Genomic DNA, 24,769 nt, shown 5'->3' with positions numbered 1-24,769 from the left:
TCGCCCGGCGAGCCGGGCACGTTCCCTGAAGCGATAGCCTGCGCTGGCACTCGAGTCATCCAACCAGGAGGTTCCACCGTGCGTGAGTTCTCCACGCCGCTCTCCGTCGCCATCCCCACCACGGGGAACCTCACCGACGACGTCGTCACCAACGCGCGCGAGGCGGGTGGGACGGCGGTCTTCAGCCGCAACACCGGTGAGGGCTGGGTCGACGTGACGGCGACCGAGTTCCACGACGAGGTGTGCGCGGTGGCCAAGGGGCTCGTCGCGGCTGGTGTCGAGGCCGGTGACCGGGTCGCGCTGCTCTCCAAGACGCGCTACGAGTGGACGCTGCTCGACTACGCCATCTGGTTCGCCGGAGCCGTGACGGTCCCGATCTACGAGACGTCGTCCGCCGAGCAGGTCGGCTGGATCCTGCAGGACTCCGGCGCTCGTGCGGTCGTCGCCGAGGGCCCCGAGCACCTCGCCCGGGTGCGTGAGGCCCGCCAGTCCGGTGATCTCGCCGAGCTCCAGCACGTCTGGTCGATCACCGACAACGCCGTCGACGTGCTCCAGCGCCTCGGCTCGGACATCTCCGACGCGGTCCTCGAGGAGCGGCGTACGACGGCGACCCCGCAGGACCTGGCGACGCTGATCTACACGAGCGGCACCACGGGCAAGCCGAAGGGCTGCATGCTCACCCACGGCAACTTCATGTTCGAGCTCGGCGTGGCCGTCGAGGAGCTCCCCGAGCTCTTCGAGACCGACGACGCCTCGACGCTGCTGTTCCTCCCCCTGGCCCACGTCTTCGCCCGGATCATCCAGGTCGGGTGTGTGAAGAGCCGCGCACGGATGGGCCACAGCTCCGACATCAAGAACCTCGTCGCCGACCTCGGCGAGTTCCGGCCCACCTTCATCCTCGCGGTGCCCCGCGTCTTCGAGAAGGTCTTCAACACCGCATCCCAACGCGCGACCGCCGACGGCCGCGGCAAGGTCTTCGACCGCGCCGCCGACACCGCGATCGCCTACTCGCGCGCCCAGGACGGCAAGAGGGTTCCCGTCCGGTTGCGCGCCCAGCACGCCGTCTTCGACAAGCTCGTCTACGGCAAGCTTCGCCAGGCGCTCGGCGGCAGCTGCGCGTACGCCATCTCCGGTGGCGCACCGCTGGGCGACCGCCTCGGCCACTTCTACCGCGGCATCGGCCTCACGGTGCTCGAGGGATACGGCCTCACCGAGACGACGGCCGCACTGTCGGCCAACCTGCCGGACGCCACGAAGATCGGCACCGTCGGACGCCCGCTCCCCGGCACCAGCGTCCGCGTCGGTGACGACGGGGAGCTCCTGTTCAAGGGCGGCCAGGTCTTCACCGGCTACTGGTCCAACGAGGCAGCCACCCGCGAGGCACTCGACGACGACGGCTGGTTCCACACCGGAGACGTCGGCGAGGTCGACGACGAGGGCTTCGTGCGCATCACCGGACGCAAGAAGGAGATCCTGGTGACGGCCGGCGGCAAGAACGTCGCGCCCGCCGTGCTCGAGGACCGGCTCCGCGCGCACGCGCTCGTCGACCAGTGCCTGGTGGTGGGCGACGGTCAGCCGTTCATCGGCGCCCTGGTCACCATTGATCGCGAGACCTTCCCGCAGTGGGCCGAGCAGCACGGCAAGTCCGGCGACATCGCCGACCTGGTCGAGGACCCCGACCTCGTCGCCGCCGTTCAGGAGGCCGTCGACGAGGCCAACAAGGCCGTCTCCAAGGCCGAGGCGATCCGGAAGTTCACGATCCTGGCCGACGAGTGGACCGAGGAGGGCGGCCAGCTCACGCCCAGCATGAAGCTCAAGCGCAACGTGGTCGTCCGCCAGCAGCGCGACGAGATCGAGGCGCTCTACCTCGGCTGAAGTCCCAGGTCGGATCGCTGCCGGCTAGACCATGACTACGTCGGACTAGTCACTTCGGGCTACCCGGATGCTGCCTTCGGGTGGTTTGTCAGGTTTAGCCCTCACCTCTCCGAGCACGCGCCTAGTGTCTGGCGTGCGTGAGGGACGTCGGGATCCTCAGCAGCGCGCATGTCTCCGAGCGGCCGTCACCCCGAGGGCACGTTCGGCTCCCGGCAACCACCTGAGCGAATCCACATCCGTGGTTCTGAGTTCGAAGGATGCCCGATGGCACGTCGTTCCGTACTTCTCGCCGTGGCCATCGTCACGGCACTCGTCGGTACCTTGCTGATCGTCCTGTATGTCCAGGGCATCGACAGCCGAGCCACGCAGGGACAGGAGCTCGTCAAGGTCCTGGTCGCGAAGGACGTCGTCAACGCTGGTGAGTCCGTCGCCGACGCCGAGGCTGCTGGAAAGTTCGCCACCTCCGAGGTGCGCCGAGAAGACATGGTCCCCGGCGCGCTGTCCTCGTCCACCAGCGTCACCGGCCTGGTCTCCACTGGCAACATCTATCCCGGTGAGCAGCTGATCGCCGACAAGTTCGGCACGATCGCACAGACCGAGTCCTTGGTCATCCCGGACGACAAGCTGGCCATCTCGGTCGAGCTGACCGACCCGGAGCGGGTCGCGGGCTTCGTCAACCCGGGCTCCGAGGTGGCCGTGTTCGTCACCGTCACGGACCCGAAGTCCTACACCCGCGTCCTGCTCACGCGCGTCACCGTCATCGGTGTCGGCCAGACCACCACGACGTCGCGCACGACGACCGACGACTCCGGGGCACAGATCCTGGAGGAGGTCCCCAAGACCATCCTCACCCTGGCGCTGAGCCAGAAGGAGTCGGAGAAGCTGATCTGGGCAGACCGGTTCGGCGAGCTGAACTTCGCGCTCCTCAGCGAGAACACCAAGGTCGTGGACGAGAAGGGCACCGACGTGCAGCTCGCGGTCCCCGGACTCCCCCCGGTCGTGAGCTGACATGACAGCCATCGTCGAGGTCGACCCCGCGCAGCGCGGGATCCTCCAGGCCATGCTGCACGGCTCCACCGCTGTCGGCACGGTCGCGGAGCTCCACACCCTCATCCAAGACTCGCACGACGAGTTCGCGGTGCTGATCGGCCCGAGCATCACTGCCGAGGACGCGACGTCCTTCGCCCAGTGGGCACGCATCAACCGACCCGATCTGGGCGTCATCTTGCTGCGCGACGCCGTGGACGCCGGCGCGCTGTCGATGGCACTGCGAAGCGGCATGCGCGAGGTCGTCCAGAGCAAGGACCTGGCCGGGATCACGACCGCTGTGCAGCGCGCACGCACCGTCTCCAGCGCGATCGGCAAGACCATGCTGGGCGGGGTTCAGGCCGCGGCCGAGGAGGCCAAGGCTCAGATCATCGCGGAGGCGGCGGCCGAGCGTGCGGCCGCCGAGGCGCCGCAGGGCAAGCTCTTCACGGTCTTCTCCACCAAGGGCGGTGTCGGCAAGAGCCTGGTGGCGACCAACACCGCGGTCGCGCTCGCGGACAAGGGACACAAGGTGTGTCTCGTCGACCTCGACGTCAACAGCGGAGACGTCGCCCTCATGCTGCAGCTGACGCCGACCCGTAACGTGAACGACCTCGTGGGCTTCGGCGGCAGCATCGACGAAGGCTCCATCGAGTCCCTTCTCACCCGCCACTCCGACCAGCTCGCCGTGGTGGCCGCGCCTGTGCACCTGGACTCCCCCGACCAGGCCTCCGGTGAGGAGATCGGCCTGCTCCTCGACGGCCTGAAGGCCATGTTCGAGTTCATCGTCGTCGACACCTCCGGGGTGTTCGACGACCAGGCACTCGCCGCGCTCGATCGCTCCGACAGCATCATCCTCGTCGGCACACTGGACATCCCGGCACTCAAGGGCGTCAAGCTCGCGACCAGCACGCTGGACCTCTTGAACTTCGCCCGCGACTCCTGGACGTTCGTGCTCAACCGTGCGGACGCCAAGGTGGGCCTCACCCAGTCCGAGTTCGAGTCGACCCTCGGCCTCAAGGCCGACGCGACTCTCGTGAGCAGCCGGGAGGTCCTGGCTGCTGTCAACCGCGGCGAAGCCCTCGTGAAGGCCTACCCCGGCAACGCGAACAGCAAGGCGTTGGTCACCTTCGCGAACACGCTCGCCAAGGCACATGCCCCGGCTGACGACGCCGCTGGGGCCAGCCGCAGGACCGGACGTCTCCGTCTCAGGAAGGGCTGACCATGAGCCTCACCGACCGTCTCGCCGCCGCGTCGCGCTCACGATCCGAGGCGCCCGCCGCGGGGAGCTCGTCCGAGTCGACCGCACCGGGCACGTCACCGGCCAAGTCCTCCGAACCGACCGAGGCGACCCGTCGCCGCGCTGCTGCTCGTGACAGCGCTGATCCGTTCAAGGAGCTCAAGCGCATCGTCCATGGTCGCCTGGTCAGTGCGCTGGGTCCGACGCTCTACGACGCCCACCTGACGCAATCCGACCTGGAGCAGCAGGTGCGTCTCGCCCTGCAGACCACCCTCGCAGAGGTGGACATGCCGATGTCGTCGGCGGACAAGTCGCGCATCTCTCAGGAGATCGCAGACGACATCCTCGGCTACGGGCCACTTGAGCCACTGCTGCGCGACCCCGACCTGTCCGAGGTCATGGTCAACACGTTCCAGGACATCTACGTCGAGCGCAGCGGCAAGCTCGTCAAGGTGGACGCCACGTTCAACGACGAGGCGCACTTGCGCCGCACGATCGACAAGATCGTCAGCAAGATCGGCCGCCGGGTCGACGAGACCAGCCCCATGGTGGACGCCCGGCTCCCCGACGGCAGCCGCGTGAACGCGATCATCCCGCCTCTGGCACTCGACGGCTCCAAGCTGACGATCCGCAAGTTCTCCGAGGACCCCTACACGGTCGAGGACCTGATCACGTTCGGCACGCTCAACCGCGCTTCTGCGGACCTCCTCGACGCCTGCGTCCGTGGTCGGCTGAACATCCTGGTCTCGGGTGGTACGGGTGCCGGCAAGACGACGACGCTCAACGTGCTGTCGTCGTTCATCCCGACCGACGAGCGCATCGTGACCATCGAGGACGCCGCCGAGCTCAGGCTCGTCCAGGACCACGTGCTCCGCCTGGAGTCGCGTCCGCCCAACATCGAGGGCAAGGGAGCGGTCACCATCCGCGACCTGGTCAAGAACTCGCTGCGCATGCGTCCCGACCGCGTCGTCGTCGGCGAGATCCGCGACGCGGCGGCTCTCGACATGCTCCAGGCGATGAACACCGGCCACGACGGGTCGATCTCCACCCTGCACGCGAACACGCCGCGTGACGCGCTGTCGCGGCTGGAGACGATGGTGCTGATGGCCGGCATGGACCTCCCCGTGCGGGCCATCCGCGAACAGGTGGCCAGCGCCGTCGACCTGATCATCCAGCAGACCCGCCTCAAGGACGGCACCCGGAGGATCACCGCGATCACCGAGATCGTCGGCATGGAGGGTGACATCGTCACCACTCAGGACGTCTTCCTCTTCGACTACGCCGCAGGCGTGGACGACCAGGGCAAGTTCAAGGGAGGTCTCGCGTCGACCGGGCTGCGCCCGAGGTTCCTCGAGCGACTGGCCGACCACGGCGTCCACCTCAACCCGGCAGTGTTCGTCGTGGGTGGCACCCGATGAGCGTTGTCCGGCGCGGGGTGGCTGCTGCTCTCGCCGCGGCCGTCGTCCTCGTGGTCGGTACCGCGCCGGCGTGGGCGGCCGACGGCATCACCATCGAGCACGTCGACACCGATCGCGGCTCCGTCAGCCTGCTCGTCTCCACCGACGGCGTACCTCCCGGCGTCACCGTCGAGGCCTCGCAGATCTCCGTCGAGCTCAACGGCAGCGCTGTCGATACGTCTGCCAAGCTCGTCGACGCCGGAGACATCAACCGATCGACGGTCATCGTGCTCGATGCGAGCAACAGCATGAAGGGGCGCGGAAAGTTCGCCGCCGCCACCACAGCGATCAATGCCTTCCTCGACACCGCCCCGGACGACGTCGCCATCGGCCTCGTCGCGTTCGCCGGCTCCATCACCTCAACGGTGGCCCCCACCACCGACCATGACGCGGTCCGACAGGCGCTGACCGAGGTCCAGCTGTCCAGGGGCACCAACGTGTACGACGCCGTCGTGGAGGGCGTCAAGCTCCTCCAGGCAGATGGCGCGCGCAATCTCCTCGTCCTGTCCGACGGAGCCGACACCGGCAGCAGCATGACCCCCGAGGTCGCCACCGCGGATGCCAAGGAGGCAGGCGTGGTCGTCGACGTCGTCTCCCTGGTCGAGCCCGCGGGCAGCGACGAGCTCGCTGCCATTGCTGCAGCCACCAACGGCTCGGTCATCCCTGCCGACCCCGACGTGCTCACCTCGGTGTTCAACGAGCGAGCGGACGCACTCGCGCAGCAGCTGCTCGTCAGCTTCGAGGCTCCGTACGGCACCGGAGCGGACGCGAACATCGACGTCGTCGTCGACGCCGGAGGTACGGCGTACCACGACACGGCCTTCACCACGCTCGGGCCGGGCTTCGAGGTGCCCGACGTGGTCACGTCGGGAAAAGCGCTCGTCGGCAACTCAGGCATGCTGATCGGAGCAGCCACCCTGGCCGTTGGCCTGTTCGGGCTCCTCGCTGTCGCACTCATCGGCAGCGGCGACAATCGCTCACAGTCGGTGCGCCAGCTCGATGCCTACTTCAACGGAGCCGGCGGCGCCAACGGCAAGAAGCAGAAGAAGGCGACCACTTCGGCGGACCTGAAGGGATCGGCCGTCTCTGTGGCGAACAAGTTCGTCAGCGCCGACCTCGAGACGAAGATCTCGCAGCGATTGTCCGGCGCCGGCTCGGCCTTGACCGCCTCCGAGTGGGTGCTGCTCCACGTCGGGATCGCCGTGACCGGCGGTGTGGTCGGACTCGTGATGGGTGGAGCGTCGCTCAGCATTCTCGGCCTCCTGCTAGGCATCGGCGTGCCGTGGGTGTACCTGCGGTTCCGCCACAGCCGCCGGCTCGGTGCCTTCAACGGACAGCTGGCGCAGACCCTCAGCCTGATGGCGGGCGGCCTTCAGGCCGGCCTGTCTCTTCCGCAGGCGGTCGACACCGTGGTCCGCGAAGGTCACGAGCCGATGGCCGGTGAGCTGCGCCGGGCCCTGGTCGAGCAGCGGCTCGGGGTCGACATCACCGATGCCCTGGACGGTGTCGGCGAGCGCATGGAGAGTGAGGACTTCGGCTGGGTGGTCATGGCCGTACGCATCCAGCGCGAGGTGGGTGGCAACCTCGCCGAGATCCTGCACACGGTCTCCGAGACCCTGCGCGAGCGCGAGTACCTTCGCCGCCAGGTGAAGGCGCTCAGTGCCGAGGGACGGCTCTCCGGCTACATCCTCACCGGCCTGCCACCCCTCATCTTCTTCTACATGACGTTCGCCAACCCCGAGTACGTGCGGCTGCTCTACACCACGCTTCCTGGCTACATCATCCTCGCCGTGGCACTGTTCCTGTTGTCCTTGGGCTCGTTCGCCATGGCCAAGCTCGCGACAGTGAAGGTGTGAGATGATTCTCTGGATCGGTGCCGGTCTCGTCTTCGTGGCCATCGTGCTGTCACTCTCCGTCGTCGGCGTGATCACGCGGGAGCGGCGCGGCGTCGGCCGCTCGGTGGCCGCCATCCAGGCCATGAGCCGCAGCACGCCCGACATGCTCAAGTCGGAGCTCGAGCGGCCCTTCGCCGAGCGGGTGTTGGGCCCCCTCGGCGACCAGCTGGTGGGCACCGGTCGCAGGCTGGTGCGGGCCGACACGGCCACCAAGCTGGAGTACCGGCTCAACGTCGCCGGCAACCCTCCCGGCTGGGACGCCAACCGCCTCATCGGGCTCAAGGTGCTCGGCATGGCCACGTTCGGCGGGCTCGGGCTGCTCTACTTCGCGGCGCGGGACTGGCCCTTCAGTCGCGTCGTCATCGCGACAGCCCTGGTGGCTGCGTTCGGCTACCTGCTTCCCAACGTGCTGCTCCACAATGCTGGCCAGAAGCGAGAGAAGCTGATGCGGAACTCGCTGCCGGACGCCCTCGACCTGTTGACCGTCTCGGTCGAGGCCGGGCTGGGCTTCGACGCCGCGGTGGACCGCGTCGCCCGCAACACGAACGGTCCGCTCGCGGGCGAGTTCGCCCGACTGCTCCAAGAGATGAACATCGGCGTCGGCCGGGTGGACGCGATGCGTGCGATGGCAGATCGCACCTCGCTCGACGACCTCAAGTCGTTCTGCCTGGCGATGGTGCAGGCCGACAGCCTCGGCATCCCGATCGGACGCGTGCTCCGCATCCAGAGCGCGGAGATGCGCACGAAACGTCGCCAGCGAGCCGAGGAGAAGGCCCAGCAGGTCCCGGTCCGGATGATGATCCCTCTGGTGCTCTTCATCCTGCCGTGCCTGTTCCTCGTGATCATGGGGCCGGCCGGCATCCAGATCGCCGAGACCTTCTCGAACCAGTGACGCGATGCGCCTGACCTCGCGACTGGACCGAGCGGTTCCCGCAGGCGGGCTGCCCTACACCTGGCGGGTCACGACCGCGATCCGCGTGTTCGCCCTGGCTCTCGCCGCAGGCATCGTGCTGGCCGACAACGAGGCGGGCGCCTCGTGGCCACTCCTGACCGCGCTGGCCGTCATCGCTGCCGCGAGCGCGGTGCTGGACTGGTCACCCCAGCCCGACCGGTCACCGTGGGTCGCAGCCGCCGAGATGCTCCTCAGCGCTCTGATCCTCTCGAGCGCGGACGCTTCGATCGGCCTCTACGCCTACCTGGCGGCCCCGCCTGTGGTGACGGGGCTGCGTCACGGGCTCGTCACCACCGTCAACGTGGCAGCCGTCGGCGCGTTGGGGGTGCTCGGTGCCTCCGCTGCGGGCGACGATCCGCGCCCGGAGCTCTTCGCAGCCGCCCCGTGGGTGCTGAGCGGACTGGGCGCCGGCATGTTGACCAGCTGGCAGTCACGATCCCTGCGCGACCAAGGCGCACGACGCGCGCCCTACCAGGCCGCCCATCAGCTGATGGCCCAGCTCCATGACCTCGCGCGGCGACGTGAGCTGGGGCTGGACCGCCTCCAGCTCGCCGCGGACCTCCAGACACACCTGCGCCGGGCGACCGGCGCCGTGACGTCGACGGTCTTCACCGGCTCGGCGCAGGATGACCTGGTCGTGCTGTCCAGCTGTGGCGATGCCGCGCAGCTGGCCGACGAGGTGCGCCTCTCCGTCGAGCACCGGAGTCCGGACGTGCGGATCGTGCCCGTGCACGGCACCGCCGGTGTCATGGGGTTCCTCGCTCTCGGTGGTGTGCAGCGCTGGAACGACGAGATCGCGCAACGAGCCGCGGAGATGACCGATGACTTCGCGCTCAGGCTCGACACCGCGGTGCTGTTCGACGAGGTGCGGATCATGGCTACGTCGGAGGAGCGCAACCGGCTGGCCCGCGAGATGCACGACGGCGTAGCCCAGGAGATCGTCGCGCTCGGCTACGTCGTGGACGAGATCGAGTCGATCTCCCACGACAAGAAGGCGCGCGACCTCGCCGTATCCCTTCGCGACGAGATCACCCGGGTCGTCGGCGAGCTGCGCTACTCCATCTACGACCTGCGGCACGAGGTCACCGGCCAGCGCCTGTCAGGCGCCATCTCCGAGTACGTCCGCGACCTCAGCAGCGGCACCGATCTCCACGTGCACCTCGACTTCGACGAGGTCGGTCCGCCGCTGTCGCCCAACACGGAGTCCGAGCTGCTGCGCATCGCCCAGGAGGCGATCAGCAACGTGCGCCGACACTCGCACGCCGAGAACCTGTGGGTCAGCTTCGCCACCGACGGCTGGTCCGTCGACCTGCAGATCGAGGACGACGGCGTCGGCAACGCCAGCCCGAAGGACCGCCACTGGGGTCTCCAGACCATGTCCGAGCGTGCCGCCGGGATCGGTGCACGTCTCGATGTGTGCGACCGAGCCGCCGGCGGCACCCGGGTTCACCTCCGCACAGAACAGACCACCACCACCCGAGAGGGGAGCTCAGCCAGATGAGCACCACCGTCATGCTGATCGACGACCACGAGCTGATCCGACAGGGGCTCGCCCGCGCCTTCGAGCGCGAGGACGAGATGCGCGTCGTGGGTCAGGCCGGCAGTGTGCACGAGGGCCTGTCCGTCTTCCGTGACGTCGATCCGGACGTGGTGGTCACCGACCTCCAGCTTCCGGACGGTCAGGGACTGGAGGTGGTGCGGTCCGTTCGCGAGCAGAGCGACACCGTCGGTCTGGTCGTCCTCACCATGCACGCGGGTGACGACCAGATCTTCGCAGCCATGGAAGCGGGCGCCTCGGCCTTCGTCGGCAAGGACAGCAAGGCCTCGGAGGTGGTGAGTGCCGCCCGGCACGCAGCCGTCGCCCCCCGGACCTTCCTGTGCGCCGGACTCAGCGCCGCGATGATGCGTCGAGCCACCACCCCTGCCGCGCCCCGGCTGTCCGGCCGCGAGGAGGAGGTGTTGGTGCTGCTCGCCGACGGTCTGGGCACCGGCGACATCGCCCGCCGGCTCTACCTGAGCGAGTCGACCGCGAAGACCCACATCACGCACATCTACCAGAAGCTCGGAGCGGCCAACCGGGCGCAGGCCTTGGTGACCGCGATGCGGATGGGAATGCTGGATCACCAAGCTTGACGGCCCCAGGGACCACTCGTGCGACGCGCCCAGCAGGTGAGCCATCGCCTGCGTCCGACGGGGTGGTCGCAAGATAGTCAGAACGGACTACCCCATCGGAGCCGTTCACCCGATTCGCCGGATCCCGATATGGACGAGAGTTTCTCCTGACGGGTCCTCGTGGGCTCGGGACCCAAACAATTCGACTTCCAAGGGGAAAACAATGATCGAGTTCCTGACCATCATGCTCAACGCTCGCCGCGACGAGGAGAAGGGCGCCACCGCCGTGGAGTACGGCCTCATGGTCGCCCTCATCGCCATCGTGATCATCGCCGCCGTCACCCTGCTCGGTGGCAACCTGTCGTCGCTGTTCAACAACGTCTCCTCGAGCATCGGCACCGGCTCCACCAACTGATCCACGCAGCCGGGCTGCATCGTGACCCGGGTCCGCGCACGCGGGCCCGGGTCTTGTCTCTTCACACTAGGAGAACGGGCAATGGATCGCTGGCACGAGATGCGCGACGAGCGCGGTGCGACGGCCGTCGAGTACGGTCTCATGGTGGCGATGATCGCCATCGTCATCGTCGCGGCCGTCGCGCTGTTCGGCACCGCCGTGAGCGACCTCTTCGAGGTCCCCGCAGGAGTCTTCTCCCGCTGATGGGTCGTGGACGACCCGCCCCGTCACATCACGTCCGAGGGCGACCGGTAGACCGGTCGCCCTCAGTCGTCTACGGGACCTACCGACATCACCTGCTCAGGTCTGCCAGCGTCCCTCGCCATGTCGCTGTCAGCCTCCCGAGCGGTAGCCCTCTCATGCGCAGCCGATCGCCGATCGCTGCACCTCCGGAGACGTCGCCGTACAGCTGCACCAGACGTTCCTCCCCCACCCGCTCGGCGATGATCCGGCACGCCAGCCAGGCTCCCTCGTAGGCCGCCTGGAGGCCGTCGGATCGGGTGTCGAAGTCAGCTGCCGACGGCAACGCCTCCGGCAGTCCGTCACGGCGCACCGCATCGACGGCGCGCCCGAGGGTCACGCGGTCCGGCAGACGCGTGTTACGGAGCGCGACGTAGTCGGCGAAGCCCTCCAGCAGCCACGGCTCCATCGCGCTGCGGGCCGCGTCGGTCGCGACGTGCACGAGCTCGTGGCTCATGACCACCTGGGCGCCAGCCCGTCGCAGGCCGTCGGTCACATCGGGGTTCACCAAGACGTGCACCGGCGCGTCGTCGGCCGTCCCGCTACCGACCGCCGCGGTGACCGCTGCGATGTCGGCGTACGTCCCGGGGCTCGCGCCGAGCGTCTCGTCGAGGTCCGCACCGCTGGCCGGGACCTCCACGACCACCGGGCCCTCCCAGTCGGGCAGCACCCGTCGCACGACCTGGATCCCCCGGGTGACGCGCTGCGCCACGTCGTCGGCCTCGCCCGTGGTTCCGTCGGCCATGACGAGCACGCCCGCCGTGCGCGCCACGGAGAGCTCGCCGCGCAGCCACAGCGGCGTACGTGATCGCCCTCCCCCGTCGGCGCTCCCGAAGCCGACGATGCCGAGCGTGTCCCCGTCCGGGGCGAAGGTGACCACGACGTCGGCCTCGGACGGGGCTGGATCGAACCCGTCGAGCTGCCACGTCAGCTCGACGACTCCGGACCACGTGCCGTCCTCATCGACGGCGCCCACCTGGTCCACGTAGCGCGCCGTCACGCCGACCAGGGCAAGGGCAGCGGCGTTGCGCCCGATGCCCGCGAGGAGGTCGCGCGCAGCGGTGTCGCCCCCTGGCGCCAGATCGGCCATGACATCAGCATCGCGCGCCTCGATGCCGTCCACGAAGGTCGTGAGAGCAGCCGTCGCGGCGGCTGGGCTCGCGCGGGGTACGTCGAGGGGTCCGGTGTCGGCCTCGTAGCGGCTGTCACGCGCCAGGAGCGCGACGACGAGCGCAGCGACCAGGGACAGCGAAAGGCCGGCCGCCCACAGGAGTGGACGGCCGGCCTTCGTGCGCGGCTGATCAGCCAGGGCGGACCGCGCCGACGAACGGCATCGAGTAGAGGCCCGAGACGACGACGCCGGTGCCGGGGTTGGCGGCATGGACGATCATCCCGTTGCCGATGTACATCCCGACGTGGCTGATGGGGCTGTAGTAGAAGACCAGGTCACCCGGCTGCAGGTCGCTCGCGGCAACGCGAGGGCCGAAGCCGAACTGAGCACTGGACGAGTGCGGCAGAGCCACACCGGCCTGGGCCCAGGCCCGCATGGTCAGGCCGCTGCAGTCGAAGGCGTTCTCACCGGCGGCACCGTAGACGTAGGCGTCCCCGACCTGGGCCATGGCGTACTGGACGGCGGCGGCCGCGCGGCCGGAGGCGGGCACGTCACTGGGCATCCGGACCGAGCTGCCGCGGGAGGCGAGGAGCCGCTCACGCTCCTCGGCCTCGAGGTCGGCGAGCACGTCCTTGGCCTCGGCGAGCTTCTCGTCGACCGTGTCCTTCTCGGTGCTCAACTGGTCGGTGAGCTCGGCGATCTCGGTCGTGCGCGCATCGGTGGCCTCGCGACGGATCTCGAGGGCCTCGAGCTCGGTGTCGTAGTTGCTGAGGAGCGAGGATTGGAGGTCGTTGAAGGACGACATCGTGGAGAGCGAGTCGAGGAACGACCCGGGGTCCTCCGCGACGACGATCTGGCCGACGGTCGAGATCCCCTCGCCCTCGAGCTGGCGCACCACGGCGTCGGACACCTGGGCACGCACGGCGTCGAGACGGTCGTCCTGGCGCTCCTGGTCGGCCTCCAGGCCGGACAGGTCGCTGCGGAGATCGGCGAGCTCGAGCTTGGCGTCGTGCAGGCGCTCCTGAGCCGCCTCGGCCTCGTGGTAGAGGCGATCGACGCGAACCTTGACGTCCTTGATGCTGGGGTCGGCCTGCGCGGGGGTCGCGGGCACGAATGCGATGGCGGCGATTGCGCACAGTCCTAGGACGGTCGCGCCGACTCGCTTGCGGGTGTGAGCCACGAGCGGGGGAACTCCTCGGGGTGTCGTACGCCTACCGGGTGAGCTGACGGGTTCGGCACGACGTGTCCTACCCCTGCTCCACGCACCGCTCGCGCGGTGCGCCTCACAGGGGATTCACCCCAGGGGGAAGTGTGGTTCCCCGGCTCGTCGACCACTGCGAAGCGGGGGTCGTGGTCGACAACTCGGCGCGGCTCCCGCGCGGGCCTGGTGACCCACTTCCACGGAAGCCAGCCCTCACCCTAGACCGCGAGGGGAAGCCTCGCCAATCTTTGGGTCGATCGCTTCGGCAAAGTCCTGCACGCGGCAAGCGAGGGCCGGCGGTGTCGCCGGCTCGGCGGGCTCGGCGGGCTCGGCGGCAACCCCGGTGTGCCGATCACGGAGGAACGGCTCCTCAACGCAGCGCCACGAGAGCTCGGCGATCGCCGCGGTGAGCAGCACTGCCACCGCGAGCGCCGGCCACCGAGCTGGCGCCGGCAGGGTGGCGGCCACCCCGAAGAGCGGGAAGTGCCAGAGGTACATCGCGTACGAGCGCCGGCCGACCCAGCGCAGCGGACGGCTGTGCAGCAGTCGGCCGCCCGGCTGCTGCACCAGCGCGAGGATCGCCACCGCCACCAGGAGCGGAACGAGCGTCGGCACCACGAGGTACTTGACCGTTCCTGGGCCCACGCTGAGGAGGGCCGCGCCCCCGCGAGGCATGCTGCGGCGAGCACCGGTCGGTTGCGGCCGGGATGACGCCCGCTCATCCAGATCGCGACCAGGCATCCGACGAGCAGACCATCCATGCGGGTGTCCGTGCCGAAGTAGATCCGGTCGGCCCCCTTCCCCCGTCCCACAGGAACAGCCGAAGGGTGATCGCCGCCACCGACCCGAGCGCCGCCACCGAGAACAACACCCGCATGCTGTGAGCGACAGCCCCGATGCCCATCACCAGGATCGGCCAGACGATGTAGAACTGCTCCTCGACCGCCAGCGACCAGGTGTGGACGAGCACGTTGTCGCTCCCCTGCATCCCGGTCGTGTAGTTGCCGACGTAGAACAGGGCGCCCAGGAAGTCGGTCAGGGACGGAGATGTCCGCGCGTTGCTGAGCTGGGCGAAGACGGCCATCGCAGCGAGGTAGGCGAGCAGCGCAGGCAGCAGCCTGCGGGCTCGACGACGGTAGAAGTCACCCAGCGAGATCCGGTCCGGGCGCGCCCGTTCGTCGAGAAGGAGCGAGGTGATCAGGAAGCCACTGACGTCACGCCCACGGGGCCTGCCGCCTGCAACGGTGTACGCACCGTGTGGTGCACGAGCACGAGGAGGACCGCGACGGCGCGCAGGCCGTCCAGCGCGGGACGCCGTCCCAGCGTCCACGTCCTCTCACCACTCACGACGCCATGATCCACGCTGAGCCCCGGTCACGCAGCCGAACGGCCTGCGACCGGGCGGAGCTCGCCGAGCAGTTATCGCGGGAGCTTCCGTGTCCCGAACCGCTGCAGCGGTCGCCTGGACGGCTGTAGCGTGCGCGCAGAACGGACGAGGCCGGACGAATGTGGAGCGATGACGACCTTCTCACGCCCTACGGACGGCGCCGGACGGATGGTCGCATCGTGGCGATGGTCCTCTCGGATGTTCGGCGTGGCGACCATCGCGCACCTGGCCGGCAACCCGTCCGGATGGCGAGGCGACGGTCTCGGTCAGCCGACAGCGCTGGTGGTCGCATCGGCCCTCATGGGAGGGCTCGCGCTCATCCTCCTCGTCCGTCCCGGCCGACGCGCGCTCGGGGCGACCGCAGCACTCGTGCTGGTGACCCTCTGGCTCGAGCTGCCGAACGCGGGCAACCACTGGTTGCTGATGGGCTTCGTCGCCGCCGCGTCCCTGCTCTCGCTGGCCAGGAGCGACTCGTGGCAGTGGTTCTCGAGGACCGGGCGCTGGATCTTCTTCGGCTTCTACTGCTTCGCTGCCTTCGCGAAGCTCAACGCCGGCTTCTTCGACCCGACCACCTCGTGCGGTGTGTTCTACGCGAACCAGTCACTCGCGTCGTTCGGCCTGCCGACGATGGGAAGCGAGAGCCCGCTGGCGAGGATCGCCGTCGCAGGTCCGGTGCTCACCGAGCTCTCGGTGCCGGTGCTGCTGGCGTTCTCGCGCACGCGTCACGCCGGGGTCCTGCTGGCCCTGATCTTCCACTCGGTCATCTCGCTGGACCTCGACCAGCACTTCTACGACTTCACCAGCGCCCTCGCGGTGCTGTTGTGCCTCTTCCTCCCGGAGTCGACGACAACCCGGCTCGAGGAGCGCGCCACCAGACCGTCGCTGGTCCGTCACGTGACCGTGGTTCTCGCCGCAGTGTTGGTGGGGGCATCCTTGCTGCCCTCGACGTACGCCCTCGCCGTCGTGGTCCTGCGAGTGGTCGCCTTCGTGCTCTGGGTCCCGTTCGCCATCTGGCTCATCGCGGCTGTGGCACGCGACGGCCTCCACACCACCTCGCTGCCCATGCGCCTGCGGGGCGTCGCAGCGTGGGGACTGGTGACGGTGGTGGTCCTGAACGGACTGACCCCGTACCTCGAGGTGAAGACAGCGGTCGGCTTCAACATGTACGCCAACCTGGTCACGGTGGCCGGTGAGTCGAACCACTTCGTCGTGCCGCGCACCCTGCACCTCAGCTCGGTCCAGGACGACCTGGTCGAGATCGTGGACTCCGACGATCCCGCGCTCGAGGTCTACGCCCGCGAGGGCTACCTCCTGCCCGAGCGGAACCTCCTGCACTACCTCGCCGAGCATCCAGACAGCACCGTGTCCGTGCGGGACGGAGACGGTGAGCGCAGCCTGGCCGGGGCGGACGGGGTGCCCCTCCCGCTCGTGATCACCAAGCTCCAGCCGTTCCGCGCCGTCGACACGCAGAACCCGCCCCGCTGCCAGGCGGTGTGGCTCTCGGCTCTCTGAGCCCTCACGCCGACTCGATCACCGGCCCGGCCACCGGCTCCACGAGCCGCAACGGCGGGACCAGTCCCCCCGAGGCCAGCACGTCGAGCGCCGCCATCTCGTCGTCGTCGATCGTGAGCTCCGGTGGCGGTCCGAGGAGCACCGTCACCACGCAGTCGTGGCAGTGCAGGCCGCGCACCACGCAGGTGTCGCAGTCGATCCGTGTCGTCATGTCCCGAACGGTGACAGGAGCCACCGACAGCGGCAGCCCGAGCGTGTCGCCCCGCGTGTCTCAGCCCCGCAGGATGCCGAGAAGCGCCGAGGCCGGCACGACGCGTGCACCGGTTCGCGCCACGTCCCGGGCCACGGCCCGGTCACCGGTGACGACGACGACCACCCGTCCCCGGGGCTCTGCCGCCACGAGCTGCCGGATGACGTCGTCGGCGATCACGCCCTCCGGGCTGAACACCACGCGCACACCGCGCGGCGCCGGCATCACGGTCCGCGCAGTCGACTCGGCGGCGTCGAAGACCACCGTGGTCTCGGCGCCCGAGCGTGCCACCAGTGGACCGAGCGCGGCGACCAGTCGGCTGCGCTGCGCCTCGAGGCTGGCCGTGGGCCACGCCTCCTTGGTCACGTTGTAGCCGTCGACCACGAGCCGAGCGCGTGGCATGGCGAGCACCTGCTCGAGGAGGGCCGGCGAGGCGGGTGCGCTGGAGGTGGGAGCGGACTCGATGCCGGCCAGCCCTGCCTCGACCGCGTCGCCAGGGGATCCGTCGACAGGGGCGAGGCCGAGCTCGCGCCGGAGCCCGGTCGCCGACTCGACAACGGCGTCGAGCAGCAGTCGCGCGCGGATGGTGGCGGCATCGCGCTCGGAGCGGACGTCGCGGCGCTGCGCGGCCAGACCGGACTCGGCCTCGTCGAGCTGGGCACGCATCCGGCGCACGTCGACCTCCGCCGCGCGGGTCGCCGCCTCGGCATCGGCCAGCGCGGCGTCGCGGGCGGCGTACGCCTCGTCACGAGCCTCCTCAGCGGCGCGCAGCACGCCTCGCGCCTCCCCGAGACGCTGGCGCAGCACCTTGTGGTCGGCCCGCGCACGGTCGAGCTCGTCGCGATGGACCGCCTTGAGCGAGGCGAGGTCCGCCTGGAGGCGGGCCACCTGGGCCGTCAGCCGGGCGACCTCGGTGCTGACCTGCTCGTCGCGGACCTCCTCCCCCTCGAGCTCCTCGACGGCCGCTGCGACCACCGCCTCCCATCCGTCGTCGCGGCCCAGCCAGGCCCGGGCCGCCGCGTCCACGGCATCGTCGTCGACCGGGACGGCCGCCACCTGGACGGCAGCATGCTGCCGGAAGTCGTCGTCGGCCAGCGCGTCCCAGATCGCTCGTCCGCCGAGCCGCGCGCGGCGCGCGGGGGCGAAGGCGGCCACCTTGCGCAGGGGCGCGGGGACGGGGTTGACGGACGGCAGCACCGCGGACACGAGCGCGACCACCCGCAGGCGGAGTCGCTCGGGCAGCGGCGTCGGGTCCGTCACACCACGACCCGTCAGCCTGCTGCCGGGTCGCCGGCAGTGTCGGCGGCAGCGCGGTCCACGACCTCGATCGCGTCCGCGCGGCCGCACCAGCGGCACGAGACGGCCTCGACCGCCTCCGAGCGCACCTTCTCCTCCTCGACCTGGTGGTCGCCGGCGAGGTCGAAGTGCCAGTACTCCGTCGTACGCCGGGTGCGCGTGACGTCGAAGCGGGTCAGGTTGCCGCACCCGGCACACCGCCAGCGCTCTCCGTCGCCCGGAACGCGAAGGTCGGCGGTCTGGTCGGTCACAGGTGCTCCTCGGGATGGGCGATGAAGGGTCGGCCGGGCGTCGAGCCACCGGCGCGGTCAGCGTAGTCCGCGCGTCGCCGCACCGATGTCGTAGCCCACGTCTAGCGTCGTCAGGCATGAGCACCACCGCCCAGCGCCCGTCGCGGGAGAGATCACGCTGGGAGGCGCAGCGCAGCTTCGACGAGCTGGGACGGCCCCTGCGTGACGTCACGTTCTGCGTGGTCGACCTCGAGACCACCGGAGGCTCGGCCGCGGCCGGCTCGATGATCACCGAGATCGGCGCGGTGAAGGTGCGTGGCGGCGAGGTCCTGGGTGAGTTCCAGACGCTCGTCGACCCATGCACCGAGATCCCCGCGTTCATCGCGGTCCTGACCGGCATCACCAACTCGATGGTCCGCGACGCCCCGCCGATCGAGTCGGCGCTGCCGGCCTTCCTCGAGTTCGCCGCGGGCTCCGTCCTCGTGGCGCACAACGCGCCGTTCGACGTGGGATTCCTCCAGCACTTCGCGCGCGAGCAGGGCCGCGCCTGGCCGAAGTTCGAGGTGCTCGACACCGCCAAGCTGGCCCGGCGCGTGATCACCCGCGACGAGGCGCCCAACTGCAAGCTCGCGTCCCTGGCCCGGGTGTTCGGTGCCTCGACCACGCCCAACCACCGCGCCCTCTCCGACGCGCGTGCCACGGTCGACGTCCTCCACGGCCTGATGGAGCGGCTGGGCGGGCTCGGGGTGCACACGCTCGAGGAGCTGCAGACCTTCTCGGCGCGGGTCAGCACGGCCCAGCGCCGCAAGCGGCACCTCGCCGAAGGCCTCCCCCACGCTCCCGGCGTCTACCTCTTCCGCGACGAGCGCTCACGCGTGCTCTACGTCGGCACCTCACGCGACCTGCGCACGCGAGTGCGCACCTACTTCACCGCGTCGGAGACCCGCACCCGGATGGGCGAGATGGTCGGCCTGGCCAGCTCGGTCACCGGCATCGAGTGCGCGACCCCGCTCGAGGCGGAGGTCCGTGAGCTCCGCCTGATCGCCGAGCACAAGCCCCGCTACAACAGGCGTTCGCGATTCCCGGAGAAGGTGCACTTCCTCAAGCTCACCCGCGAGACCTGGCCGCGCCTGTCCCTCGTCCGCAAGGTGCTCGACGACGACGCCGACTACCTCGGCCCGTTCTCGTCGAAGAAGACCGCGGAGAAGTGCCTCGCCGCACTCCACGAGACGTTCCCGGTCCGACAGTGCAGCGGCCGCCTCCCTCGCCAGCCGTCGGGATCTGCCTGCGTGCTGGCCGAGATGGGTCGGTGCCTGTCCCCCTGCGACGGGTCGGTCGACGAGAGCACCTACGCCACCGTCGTACGACAGCTGCGTGACACCCTGCTGCGCAGCCCGCAGGAGGTCGTGGAGGCCATCAACCAACGGATGAGCGCGCTCGCCGACCACGAGCGCTTCGAGGAGGCCGGGGTCCACCGTGATCGACTCGCCACCTTCGTCCGCGCAGCGGCACGCACCCAGCGGCTCTCCGCGCTCACCCGGTGCCCGGAGGTCGTCGCAGCCCGCCGCGAGGACGACGGACGCTGGTCGGTCCACGTGGTGCGTCACGGCCGGCTGGCCGCAGCCGGGGTGATCCCGCCGGGAGCCGAGGCCCACCAGTTCGTCCGTGAGCTGACGGCGAGTGCTGAGACCGTGGGCGACGCCCCGGGACCCGTGCCGGCCGCGACCGCCGAGGAGACCGAGAAGGTCCTGCGCTGGTTGGAGTCGCCCGGCGTGCGGCTCGTCGACGTCGACGGCGAGTGGGTCTGCCCGCTCGCCGGGGCGGCTCGTCACCTGGCGGTCTACGACGCGGCCAACCAGTCGCGGCTCTCCCTCGTGCCCTTCGACGAGCAGCGGCTGCCCTCCCCCGTGCACCGACCGGTGCGGTGAGCCGTCAGTCCAGGCCGATGCTGAACGCCGACTCCAGGTCGTGGCGGGAGTAGGTCCGGAACGCGATGTGGGTCTCGGTCTCCGTCACACCGGTGACCTTGTTGAGCCGGTCGGCCACCACGGATGCGATGTCCTCGTGCTCGCGCACCCGCACCAGTGCGATCAGGTCGATCGCACCCGTGACCGAGTAGACCTCGCTCACGCCGTCGAGCGCGGCGATCTCCTCGGCGACCTCGGGGATGCGCGCGACGTCGGCCTTCACGAACACGATGGCGGTGATCATGGCCTCACCGTAGCGCTCGACCACACAGCTCGCTGCGCCTCGCGTTCGACACCGACTGGCTACTTCGTCTAGTCATTTGTGACTAGCCGATCCCGGTTCCCCGGCGTGGTCCGTGCGTGCAGACCTAGCGTGTGACGGTCTGCACCGCCACGAGGGGGAACTCCGGTATGCCACGCACGTCTTTCGGGTCCATCACACGCGCGTCCCGGGCCGCCCTGGTGGTCGCGCTGACCGTCACCGCGACCTTCGTCGCCCTGTCGCAGCCGGCTCAGGCCACACCGGACGCACCGGTCGGCCTCACCGCCAGCGGCACCCCGGTCCCCACGCTGTCGTGGGCTCGGGTGTCCGGCGCGCAGCGCTACCGGGTGCAAGGCTCGGAGGACTCCTCGTTCCCCAGCAACAACCTGGTCTTCAACACCGAGACGACCAACGACCGATACACGCCGACCCGCGTCCTGCGCAACGGCACCCTCTACTGGCAGGTCCAGGCCATCGATGCCTCGGGCGCCGGGTCGTGGAGCCGCAGCGAGACCACCATCGCACCGCTCCAGGTGCCTCCCGGGCTCCAGGTCTCCACCGGCCAGCAGGTCCTTCCCCCCGTCTCGCCGCCGGTCATCTCGTGGCAGGCCGTTCCCGGCGCCACCGGGTACGACATCGAGCTGGACGACAACGGGGACTGGGTCGGAACCTCGCTCCGGCAGGACATCCGCACCACGTCGTACGTCTGGCCGGACCCTCAAGAGGTCGGCGACTACTTCGTCCGGGTGCGGGCGCGCTTCGAGAACAACCTCCAGAGCGCGTGGTCGGACGTGACCACCTACGACGTCACCCAACTTCCCGCCGTCACCTCGACGACGTGCGCGTCAGGCCTCGCCTGCGCCCCCGACCCGGCCGGTGGTGTCCGCTCGAGCGTGAGCATGCAGGACGTCGTGCTGAGCTGGGACCCGATCAAGGGGGCCAAGCAGTACGAGCTGCAGATCGCTCTCGACCGAGACTTCCAGAACCGGGTCGAGCCCGTCGGCGCGACCAGCCGGCTCCTCACGTACTCGACCCGCTACTCACCGGCGACGACCTACAGCAACGGCAACTACTACTGGCGCGTCCGTGCGATCAACGCCGCCGGCCAGGCCACACCGTGGCCCTCGACGCCGAGCGAGTTCCAGCGCCGCTGGGACTCCAAGCCCACGCTCCTGTACCCAGCCGATGGCGCGACCGACGTCGCCGACGACATCTACTACCAGTGGACGCCGGTGCAGCACGCCACCCGGTACGCGCTCGACATCAGCAACGACTCCAACTTCACCACCTACTCCACGTGTGAGACCGCTTCAACGACCTACGTGCCGGGCGACGAGCGACGCTCGTCGTGCAACCCCAATCAGGGCACCAACGTCTACTGGCGGGTGCGGGCGCTCGACCTGCCCAAGGGGATCGAGAGCCTCACCTCGGCCAGCAGCCGCTTCACCTACAGCAGCGGCGAGATCCAGGTCCTCGAGCCTGGCCCCAACGCCTCCGTCTCGGTGCCCACCCTCCGGTGGAAGCCCAGCCAGGACGCGAACAAGTACGCCATCACGCTGGAAGGTCCCGGCGGGGCCACCGTGACGGCCACCACGGCATCGACCTCTTGGACGCCGACCGAGCTGCTGCCCTCGGACAGCGACACCGACGACCCCCAACGACTTCCGGACCGCTTCGACTACTGGATCGCCGCCATCGACGGAGACGGCAAGTCATCGGTCACCTACCACTCGGGGTCGTTCCTGGTCGCCGAGTCGGTGCCCGCGAGCTCCTCGGGCCTGAGCCCGCTCACCCCTCTCCCGTCTGCAGGCGGCCAGGTGCCGTCGCGGTTCCCCTCGCTCACGTGGGTGCCCTACGCATCCACCGAGGGAAGCCGGGTGCAGTACCAGTTGCAGATCTCCGAGACCAACAACAACGTCATCGTCTCCCCCGGCGCGACGCCCATCCTCAACAAGCGACTCGCCTACCCCGCGGTGACCGACCTCGACACCTACTTCCTCCGCCAGGGCACGTACAGCTGGCGCGTGCTGGCCATCAACGGCCAGACGGGGGCGACCTTTGACGTCGGTCCGTGGGCGACGTTCACCATCTCTGCGCCCGAGCCGGTGGACGGCGAGAAGGTCGCGCTCGACGGCTTGGCGATCGACGCCGGCAACGCCTGCACCAAGCAGCTCGTCGTAGGTGATGAGTCCACCGTGTGCACGGGGATGAGCGCCACACCGGTCCTCGACTGGGACCCGGTGCCCGGAGCGGGTGGCTACCAGGTCTACGTCTCCCGCGACCCCGACTTCACCACCAAGATCTACGACGGCGTCCAGACCATCAACTCGCGCTTCACTCCGCACGTCGCCATGTCGCCCCAGCAGCTGCCGGACAACGAGTCCGGACCGGCCTACTACTGGTACGTGCGACCCTGCGCCCAGGTCATGCCGTTGCGCAACTGCGGGCCCGCACCGTCGGGCACCCTCGACGCCGGCCGCGGCGCCTTCCGCAAGGTCTCGCCCAAGGTCCAGCTCCAGAGCCCGGCCCCCGGTGCGACCATCGCCGACCAGGTCACCTTCACCTGGCAGGACTACGAGGCGACCAACAGGGCGACCCCGCCGCAGTACGGCGGTACGCGCCGCCCGTACCAGACGGCTCGTGGTTACAAGATCCAGGTGGCGACGTCCGAGACCTTCTCCGGCGCCTCGATCATCGAGAACAGCAATTTCGAGATCGACCAGGCGACCTTCACCGCCTCCACCAAGACCTATCCCGAGGGTGACCTCTGGTGGCGCGTGCAGGCGGTCGACGCCGCCGGCAACGAGCTGCCGTGGTCGGACCCGCGCAAGGTCGTGAAGTCGACGCCTCCGCTCAGCCTCGCCTCGCCGGCGTTCGACAGTCGCCAGGCGAGCGGTCCCACCCTGTTCCGTTGGGCAGCCGGCAACTTCGACGGCACCTGGAACATCGAGGTCTACCGCAACGACGACACGACGCAGTCCTCGGCCAACCGGGTGCTGAGCACCCAGGTGAAGCAGGCAGCGGTCGTCCTGCCTTCCGTGCTGCCGCCGTCGGCATCGGCATACCGCTGGCGTGTGCAACGGGTCGACGTCGCGGGCAACACTGGGCGGTGGTCCGACTTCGGTCGGTTCTTCGTCGACGACCGTCCGGTCACGCTCTCCTCGCCCGCCGACGGAGCGGTCCTGCAGCCGAACGCAGTGCACCTCACCTGGACGCCGTACGCCACGGGCGCTACGCAGGCCACGAAGTACACCGTCCAGGTCAGCAACGTCTCCGGCGGCGCGAGTCCGGGCGCCACGACGACCTCCGCGACGGCAGCCTCCATGACCGGCAACCTCGTCGGCGGGACGTACGCCTGGGTCGTGCGGGCGTTCGATGCCCAGAACAACCTGCTCGGCAGCAGTGCGGAGCGGCGGTTCACCGTCGACGCGGGCCTCGAGGCGACCACACCGGTGCGCATCGACGCGCCGAGCGGTTCCGCCATCGGCCAGACGCTGACCAGCACGCCGCCGACGTGGAACCAGACGGACGTCGCCATGTCCTATCAGTGGCTCCGGAGCGGTCAGCCCATCGGAGGCGCCAACGGACCGACGTACACGCTCACCACCGCGGACTACACGCGGGTCGTGGCCCTCCGCGTCACCGGCACGAAGGCGGCGTACACCGACGCGAGCACGACGAGCAACGAGTTCTCGGTGACTGCAGGCGGCGCCCTCCAGGCGACGGGTCAGCCCGTCGTGTCCGGGAGCGCAGCGGTGGGGAGCTCGCTGTCGGTGACCAACGGCTCGTGGAGCCCGGTCGCCACCAGGTTCCGCTACCAGTGGCTGCGTCAGGGGGCCCCGATCCCCGGCGCGACCGGTTCGACGTACCGCATCGGTGCGGACGACGCCGGCCGGGACGTCTCGGTGACCGTGTTCGCGTCGGCGACCGGGTTCAACGAGGGCGCTGCGACCACAGCGGCCGTGTCCGTGGGCCGTATGAAGTCCAGCGTCGCGGCGACCCTGCCGAAGACGCGGGTCAAGCTGAAGAAGGTCGCCAAGCTCGGCGTCACGGTGACGGTGCCCGGTCTCGACACCCCCACCGGCACCATCCAGGTCCTCGACAAGGGCAAGAAGATCGCGCAGATGACCATGGCGCCGGCGCACAAGGGCAAGGCGACGTTGAAGCTGAAGAAGCTGAAGAAGGGCAAGCACAAGCTCCAGGTCGTCTACCTCGGCAACGGCCAGGTCTTCGGCTCGAAGTCGAAGATGCTCGTCCTCTTCGTGGTCAAGTGACGGATCGGCACGCCGGTCACGGCGGGAA

21 protein-coding genes and 1 riboswitch are annotated in these 24,769 nt (G+C 69.5%); of the genes, 13 read left to right on the top strand and 8 right to left on the bottom strand.

Translation table 11 applies throughout. The features are described from left to right. The first annotated feature begins 78 nt into the window (after nt 1-78). The 10 genes from IEZ25_RS02165 to IEZ25_RS02120 all read left to right on the top strand — a co-directional run bounded on the left by IEZ25_RS02165 (nt 79) and on the right by IEZ25_RS02120 (nt 11,215). Nucleotides 79-1,875, top strand: a complete 1,797-nt coding sequence (locus IEZ25_RS02165) for an AMP-dependent synthetase/ligase (RefSeq protein ID WP_191197734.1) — start codon at nt 79-81, stop codon at nt 1,873-1,875. 264 nt (nt 1,876-2,139) lie between these two features. Continuing rightward, entirely contained in the window at nt 2,140-2,883 is a 744-nt protein-coding gene (gene cpaB / locus IEZ25_RS02160; protein WP_191197733.1) for a Flp pilus assembly protein CpaB, read from the top strand. A gap of 1 nt (nt 2,884) precedes the next feature. After that, nucleotides 2,885-4,123 carry an AAA family ATPase gene (locus tag IEZ25_RS02155; RefSeq protein WP_191197732.1) on the top strand — a complete coding sequence of 413 codons (1,239 nt, stop codon included), beginning with the start codon at nt 2,885-2,887 and terminating at the stop codon, nt 4,121-4,123. 2 nt (nt 4,124-4,125) lie between these two features. Next, nucleotides 4,126-5,559: a CpaF family protein gene (locus tag IEZ25_RS02150; RefSeq protein WP_191197731.1), complete on the top strand. Its 1,434-nt coding sequence runs from the start codon at nt 4,126-4,128 to the stop codon at nt 5,557-5,559. Next, entirely contained in the window at nt 5,556-7,454 is a 1,899-nt protein-coding gene (locus IEZ25_RS02145) for a type II secretion system F family protein (protein ID WP_191197730.1), read from the top strand. The genes IEZ25_RS02150 and IEZ25_RS02145 overlap by 4 nt, the downstream gene beginning before the upstream one ends. A gap of 1 nt (nt 7,455) precedes the next feature. After that, nucleotides 7,456-8,385 carry a type II secretion system F family protein gene (locus IEZ25_RS02140; protein WP_191197729.1) on the top strand — a complete coding sequence of 310 codons (930 nt, stop codon included), beginning with the start codon at nt 7,456-7,458 and terminating at the stop codon, nt 8,383-8,385. A 4-nt stretch (nt 8,386-8,389) separates the two neighbouring features. Next, nucleotides 8,390-9,946 carry a sensor histidine kinase gene (locus IEZ25_RS02135; RefSeq protein WP_191197728.1) on the top strand — a complete coding sequence of 519 codons (1,557 nt, stop codon included), beginning with the start codon at nt 8,390-8,392 and terminating at the stop codon, nt 9,944-9,946. Next, nucleotides 9,943-10,578 (top strand): response regulator, encoded by a 636-nt coding sequence (locus IEZ25_RS02130; RefSeq protein WP_191197727.1) that lies wholly within the window; start codon nt 9,943-9,945, stop codon nt 10,576-10,578. The genes IEZ25_RS02135 and IEZ25_RS02130 overlap by 4 nt, the downstream gene beginning before the upstream one ends. Nucleotides 10,579-10,780: 202 nt before the next feature. Then, the gene (locus IEZ25_RS02125; protein ID WP_191197726.1) at nt 10,781-10,972 is read left to right on the top strand and encodes a Flp family type IVb pilin; all 192 of its coding nucleotides are present in this window, start codon (nt 10,781-10,783) and stop codon (nt 10,970-10,972) included. A gap of 81 nt (nt 10,973-11,053) precedes the next feature. Then, nucleotides 11,054-11,215 (top strand): Flp family type IVb pilin, encoded by a 162-nt coding sequence (locus IEZ25_RS02120; protein WP_191197725.1) that lies wholly within the window; start codon nt 11,054-11,056, stop codon nt 11,213-11,215. 88 nt (nt 11,216-11,303) lie between these two features. Here the strand turns inward: IEZ25_RS02120 and IEZ25_RS02115 are convergent, their stop codons facing one another. The 4 genes from IEZ25_RS02115 to IEZ25_RS02100 all read right to left on the bottom strand — a co-directional run bounded on the left by IEZ25_RS02115 (nt 11,304) and on the right by IEZ25_RS02100 (nt 14,893). Then, nucleotides 11,304-12,632, bottom strand: coding sequence for a gluzincin family metallopeptidase (locus tag IEZ25_RS02115; RefSeq protein ID WP_191197724.1), 1,329 nt, complete (start codon nt 12,630-12,632; stop codon nt 11,304-11,306). Further along, nucleotides 12,553-13,473, bottom strand: a complete 921-nt coding sequence (locus IEZ25_RS02110) for a C40 family peptidase (protein WP_318151993.1) — start codon at nt 13,471-13,473, stop codon at nt 12,553-12,555. Before IEZ25_RS02110 ends, IEZ25_RS02115 begins: the two co-directional genes overlap by 80 nt. Nucleotides 13,474-13,572: 99 nt before the next feature. Continuing rightward, nucleotides 13,573-13,707, bottom strand: a riboswitch (cyclic di-AMP (ydaO/yuaA leader). 69 nt (nt 13,708-13,776) lie between these two features. After that, entirely contained in the window at nt 13,777-14,178 is a 402-nt protein-coding gene (locus IEZ25_RS02105; RefSeq protein WP_191197722.1) for an acyltransferase family protein, read from the bottom strand. 103 nt (nt 14,179-14,281) lie between these two features. Continuing rightward, nucleotides 14,282-14,893 (bottom strand): acyltransferase family protein, encoded by a 612-nt coding sequence (locus IEZ25_RS02100; protein ID WP_191197721.1) that lies wholly within the window; start codon nt 14,891-14,893, stop codon nt 14,282-14,284. A 264-nt stretch (nt 14,894-15,157) separates the two neighbouring features. Between IEZ25_RS02100 and IEZ25_RS02095 the strand changes: the two genes are divergently transcribed. Beyond that, nucleotides 15,158-16,462, top strand: a complete 1,305-nt coding sequence (locus IEZ25_RS02095; protein WP_191197720.1) for a hypothetical protein — start codon at nt 15,158-15,160, stop codon at nt 16,460-16,462. A gap of 4 nt (nt 16,463-16,466) precedes the next feature. Here the strand turns inward: IEZ25_RS02095 and IEZ25_RS02090 are convergent, their stop codons facing one another. The 3 genes from IEZ25_RS02090 to IEZ25_RS02080 are packed head-to-tail and all read right to left on the bottom strand — an operon-like array spanning nt 16,467 to nt 18,259. Further along, nucleotides 16,467-16,673 (bottom strand): hypothetical protein, encoded by a 207-nt coding sequence (locus tag IEZ25_RS02090; RefSeq protein WP_191196838.1) that lies wholly within the window; start codon nt 16,671-16,673, stop codon nt 16,467-16,469. 60 nt (nt 16,674-16,733) lie between these two features. Further along, nucleotides 16,734-17,972: an NYN domain-containing protein gene (locus IEZ25_RS22080; protein ID WP_191197719.1), complete on the bottom strand. Its 1,239-nt coding sequence runs from the start codon at nt 17,970-17,972 to the stop codon at nt 16,734-16,736. A gap of 11 nt (nt 17,973-17,983) precedes the next feature. Continuing rightward, nucleotides 17,984-18,259: a hypothetical protein gene (locus tag IEZ25_RS02080; RefSeq protein ID WP_191197718.1), complete on the bottom strand. Its 276-nt coding sequence runs from the start codon at nt 18,257-18,259 to the stop codon at nt 17,984-17,986. A gap of 116 nt (nt 18,260-18,375) precedes the next feature. Here IEZ25_RS02080 and IEZ25_RS02075 point away from each other — a divergent pair, with 116 nt between their 5' ends. Beyond that, nucleotides 18,376-20,166 (top strand): DEDD exonuclease domain-containing protein, encoded by a 1,791-nt coding sequence (locus IEZ25_RS02075; protein WP_191197717.1) that lies wholly within the window; start codon nt 18,376-18,378, stop codon nt 20,164-20,166. A gap of 4 nt (nt 20,167-20,170) precedes the next feature. Here IEZ25_RS02075 and IEZ25_RS02070 read toward each other — a convergent pair whose 3' ends face one another. Beyond that, entirely contained in the window at nt 20,171-20,449 is a 279-nt protein-coding gene (locus tag IEZ25_RS02070) for an Lrp/AsnC family transcriptional regulator (RefSeq protein ID WP_191197716.1), read from the bottom strand. Between the two features lie 167 nt (nt 20,450-20,616). Between IEZ25_RS02070 and IEZ25_RS02065 the strand changes: the two genes are divergently transcribed. Continuing rightward, the gene (locus tag IEZ25_RS02065) at nt 20,617-24,741 is read left to right on the top strand and encodes an Ig-like domain repeat protein (protein WP_191197715.1); all 4,125 of its coding nucleotides are present in this window, start codon (nt 20,617-20,619) and stop codon (nt 24,739-24,741) included. Nucleotides 24,742-24,769 lie beyond the last annotated feature (28 nt).

It is taken from the genome of Nocardioides hwasunensis, from assembly GCF_014779665.1.
Lineage (GTDB): Bacteria > Actinomycetota > Actinomycetes > Propionibacteriales > Nocardioidaceae > Nocardioides > Nocardioides hwasunensis.
Note: the sequence above shows the minus strand (reverse complement) of the source record. Positions and strands in the feature narration are given on the sequence as shown.